We start from the raw sequence: 3,821 nt of genomic DNA, 5'->3' as shown, positions 1-3,821 counted from the left end.
AAATTGCCCATCGTCTGGGCTATGCCTCAGCTGAATCGTTCGGCAATATGTTTAAGCGTCGAACGGGCTACTCGCCCGGTAAATTTACTCGTCGATTAACGATGCATGATTATGCAATCACAAGACAAATGATTTAACTTATATTTTCGTGAAATCTGTCACTGAAGAAAATTGGCAACGGATGGGTAAAACCGTTATAACACTGTCACCGGTCACCAGGACCCCAGGCCGGATTTAAGACGAGGATGCACTGCTGTGTGTACTGTAGAGTCTGGCGGATGTCGACAGGCTCTATTTTTTTATTCATTTTTTAGCTCTGTAAATAACCACATTCTCGCCGGGATTGGGGAATGAGTGACGAGTTCAGTGGTGTCTGGCGGCTATCACGCCACAGAATCAAATAACAGATAGCCTACGCTAAAATTTCACTGACTGGAATTATCCCACCCTCGATCCATGTGATGGCTTGCCCTCATTTCTTCAGGCAGAAAAATTAAAAAATCGCTTTATGCTATCAGACTGCGACAAACCAGACGCGAAACTGGGTACTTACTATTCGTTAGTCTTGCCCTATCCACTTATCTTTTTGGTGGTATGGCTGCTGATGTTGCTGGCGTGGTATCTTGTCGGTCTGCCGATAGGTCCGGGTATTTACCCACGTTTGTCTTAAGAGAGAACGGATGCTGAGATTACTTGAAGAAAAAATTGCCACGCCACTGGGTCCACTGTGGGTGATTTGCGATGAGCAATTTCGCCTGCGGGCGGTTGAATGGGAAGAGTACAGCGAACGCATGGTGCAGCTGCTGGACATCCATTATCGCAAAGAAGGCTATGAGCGCATTTCTGCCACCAACCCAGGTGGTTTAAGCGACAAGCTTCGTGAATATTTTGCCGGTAATCTTAGCATTATTGATACGCTTCCCACTGCCACGGGGGGGACGCCATTTCAGCGCGAAGTCTGGAAAACACTACGCACTATCCCCTGCGGGCAGGTAATGCATTACGGCCAACTGGCTGAACAATTGGGCCGCCCTGGCGCGGCGCGTGCCGTTGGTGCGGCAAACGGATCGAATCCCATCAGCATCGTCGTACCTTGCCATCGGGTTATTGGCCGAAACGGCACCATGACCGGATATGCAGGCGGAGTTCAGCGAAAAGAGTGGTTATTGCGCCACGAAGGTTATCTTTTGCTGTAAACATTAAACAATTTGTGCCAGCTTGTTCACACTTTTATGTAAAGTTACCCTTGACAACTTAAGGAGTTTCAAATAGATAGACATATATTTACATCTAATATCGGAATTCTCTGCTGTTAAGGTTTGCTTAGACTTACTTGCTCCCTAAAAAGATGTTAAAATTGACAAATATCAATTACGGCTTGAGCAGACCTATGATCCCGGAAAAGCGAATTATACGGCGCATTCAGTCTGGCGGTTGTGCTATCCATTGCCAGGATTGCAGCATCAGCCAGCTTTGCATCCCGTTCACACTCAACGAACATGAGCTTGATCAGCTTGATAATATCATTGAGCGGAAGAAGCCTATTCAGAAAGGCCAGACGCTGTTTAAGGCTGGTGATGAACTTAAATCGCTTTATGCCATCCGCTCCGGTACGATTAAAAGTTATACAATCACTGAGCAAGGCGACGAGCAAATCACTGGTTTCCATTTAGCAGGCGACCTAGTGGGATTTGACGCCATCGGCAGCGGCCATCACCCGAGCTTCGCTCAGGCGCTGGAAACCTCGATGGTATGTGAAATTCCGTTCGAAACGCTGGACGATTTGTCCGGTAAAATGCCGAATCTGCGTCAGCAGATGATGCGTCTGATGAGCGGTGAAATCAAAGGCGATCAGGACATGATCTTGCTGTTGTCGAAGAAAAATGCCGAGGAACGTCTGGCTGCATTCATCTACAACCTGTCCCGTCGTTTTGCCCAACGCGGCTTCTCCCCTCGTGAATTCCGCCTGACGATGACTCGTGGCGATATTGGTAACTATCTGGGCCTGACGGTAGAAACCATCAGCCGTCTGCTGGGTCGCTTCCAGAAAAGCGGTATGCTGGCAGTCAAAGGTAAATACATCACCATCGAAAATAACGATGCGCTGGCCCAGCTTGCTGGTCATACGCGTAACGTTGCCTGATTTTTCCGCATAACTCACTATCCTTCTGTCATATCATTAAATTTTTCTGATTTATTGATCTGGCAGAAGGTTCATCACTGTTTCATTCACCAGATATGGGTTAATCTTTTAATTACAAACTGCGTTGACAGTTGTTGTAAGGAGACCCTGTATGGCTATGTATCAGAACATGCTCGTTGTTATCGATCCTAACCAGGACGACCAACCAGCATTGCGGCGAGCTGTTTATTTACATCAACGGATTGGTGGCAAAATTAAAGCCTTTTTGCCGATCTATGACTTCTCATACGAAATGACCACCCTGCTCTCCCCGGACGAACGTACCGCTATGCGTCAGGGCGTCATCAGCCAGCGTACAGCCTGGATCCACAAGCAGGCAAAATATTATCTCAATGCTGGCGTTCCCATTGAAATTAAAGTGGTCTGGCATAACCGTCCTTTCGAAGCCATCATTCAGGAAGTGATCAGCGGCGGACACGATTTGGTGCTAAAAATGGCGCACCAACATGACCGTCTGGAAGCGGTGATTTTTACGCCAACGGACTGGCATCTGTTACGCAAATGCCCAAGCCCGGTGTGGATGGTGAAAGACCAGCCGTGGCCGGAAGGAGGCAAGGCGCTGGTGGCGGTGAATCTCGCCAGTGAAGAGCCGTATCATAATGCGCTCAATGAAAAACTGGTCAAAGAGACGATCGAACTGGCAGAACAAGTCAACCATACCGAAGTTCATCTGGTTGGCGCTTATCCGGTAACGCCAATTAATATCGCGATTGAACTGCCGGAATTTGACCCGAGCGTTTATAACGATGCCATTCGTGGGCAACATTTGCTGGCAATGAAAGCCCTGCGGCAGAAATTCGGCATTAATGAAAACATGACGCACGTAGAAAAAGGTCTGCCCGAAGAGGTGATTCCTGATTTGGCGGAGCATTTACAGGCGGGAATTGTGGTTCTGGGCACGGTCGGACGCACCGGTATTTCAGCAGCATTCCTCGGCAACACGGCGGAACAGGTGATTGATCATCTTCGCTGCGACCTGCTGGTCATTAAACCTGACCAGTATCAGACACCCGTTGAACTGGATGACGAAGAAGACGATTAACGACTCTTCAATAACTGACAAGGCCCGAGTTATCGGGCCTATTTTTTACTTACTGCTCTTCGCCGCCAAGGAAATAAATTCCCAACGGGATTGCCAGCAACACAGTAAAGACCAGGCTATAAACAAAAATCATCGATGACTAAATCACATACATTGATGTCGTCCACTCAGACAGCGGAATATTGAACTGTTCTATAACGCCGCCGATGGTCGCGCGAGTCACAACCGACGCCGCAATAATGAAAACCGCCAACAAACCAAAGAGAAATTTCTTCCCTTTCGCTGACTTCAGTTTCGCCATAATCATGATGTAATCCTTGTGCAGACAAATTTCTTGTTACCTAAACGTAACAATACCATGACGTTTCACCGTTGTCTGCTCTGAAAACCTCACCTCTTAGCTGGATTTACAATCAACGCATTGATTAGTTAGCTAATGTTGCAACTTCCTTCCCTGACTATTGATGATCTGAATGAATTGTCGCGGTAAAATAGCCATGAAGTGGTCAACAAAAACTGGCCACCGAGTTAGAGTTTTTCCAGTATCGATTTTCCGATTCGTTTGGGGGTAACCCT

At 47.4% G+C, this 3,821-nt stretch carries 3 protein-coding genes and 4 pseudogenes; 5 read left to right on the top strand and 2 right to left on the bottom strand.

Going from position 1 to position 3,821, the window contains the following annotated elements; translation table 11 throughout:
• A pseudogene (locus ACUU1I_RS19940) lies at positions 1 to 137 on the top strand (AraC family transcriptional regulator); the annotation flags it as partial.
• 173 nt (positions 138 to 310) lie between these two features.
• Here the strand turns inward: ACUU1I_RS19940 and ACUU1I_RS19935 are convergent.
• Positions 311 to 506: pseudogene (locus ACUU1I_RS19935) on the bottom strand (LysR family transcriptional regulator); the annotation flags it as partial.
• A gap of 20 nt (positions 507 to 526) precedes the next feature.
• On the opposite strand from ACUU1I_RS19935, the pseudogene ACUU1I_RS19930 reads away from it, so the two are divergent.
• From ACUU1I_RS19930 to uspE, 4 genes and pseudogenes are all read left to right on the top strand, one after another.
• Positions 527 to 670 (top strand): annotated as a pseudogene (locus ACUU1I_RS19930) (AbgT family transporter); the annotation flags it as partial.
• Between the two features lie 10 nt (positions 671 to 680).
• Positions 681 to 1,196 (top strand): methylated-DNA--[protein]-cysteine S-methyltransferase, encoded by a 516-nt coding sequence (gene ogt / locus ACUU1I_RS19925; RefSeq protein ID WP_000945011.1) that lies wholly within the window; start codon positions 681 to 683, stop codon positions 1,194 to 1,196.
• A gap of 194 nt (positions 1,197 to 1,390) precedes the next feature.
• Positions 1,391 to 2,143, top strand: a complete 753-nt coding sequence (gene fnr / locus ACUU1I_RS19920; protein WP_000611911.1) for a fumarate/nitrate reduction transcriptional regulator Fnr — start codon at positions 1,391 to 1,393, stop codon at positions 2,141 to 2,143.
• Positions 2,144 to 2,294: 151 nt separating this feature from the next.
• Entirely contained in the window at positions 2,295 to 3,245 is a 951-nt protein-coding gene (uspE, locus tag ACUU1I_RS19915; RefSeq protein ID WP_001262136.1) for a universal stress protein UspE, read from the top strand.
• 49 nt (positions 3,246 to 3,294) lie between these two features.
• Here the strand turns inward: uspE and ACUU1I_RS19910 are convergent.
• Positions 3,295 to 3,552, bottom strand: a pseudogene (locus ACUU1I_RS19910) (DUF2534 family protein).
• Positions 3,553 to 3,821 lie beyond the last annotated feature (269 nt).

The organism is Shigella sp. SIG3 (assembly GCF_053555855.1).
Note: the sequence above shows the minus strand (reverse complement) of the source record. Positions and strands in the feature narration are given on the sequence as shown.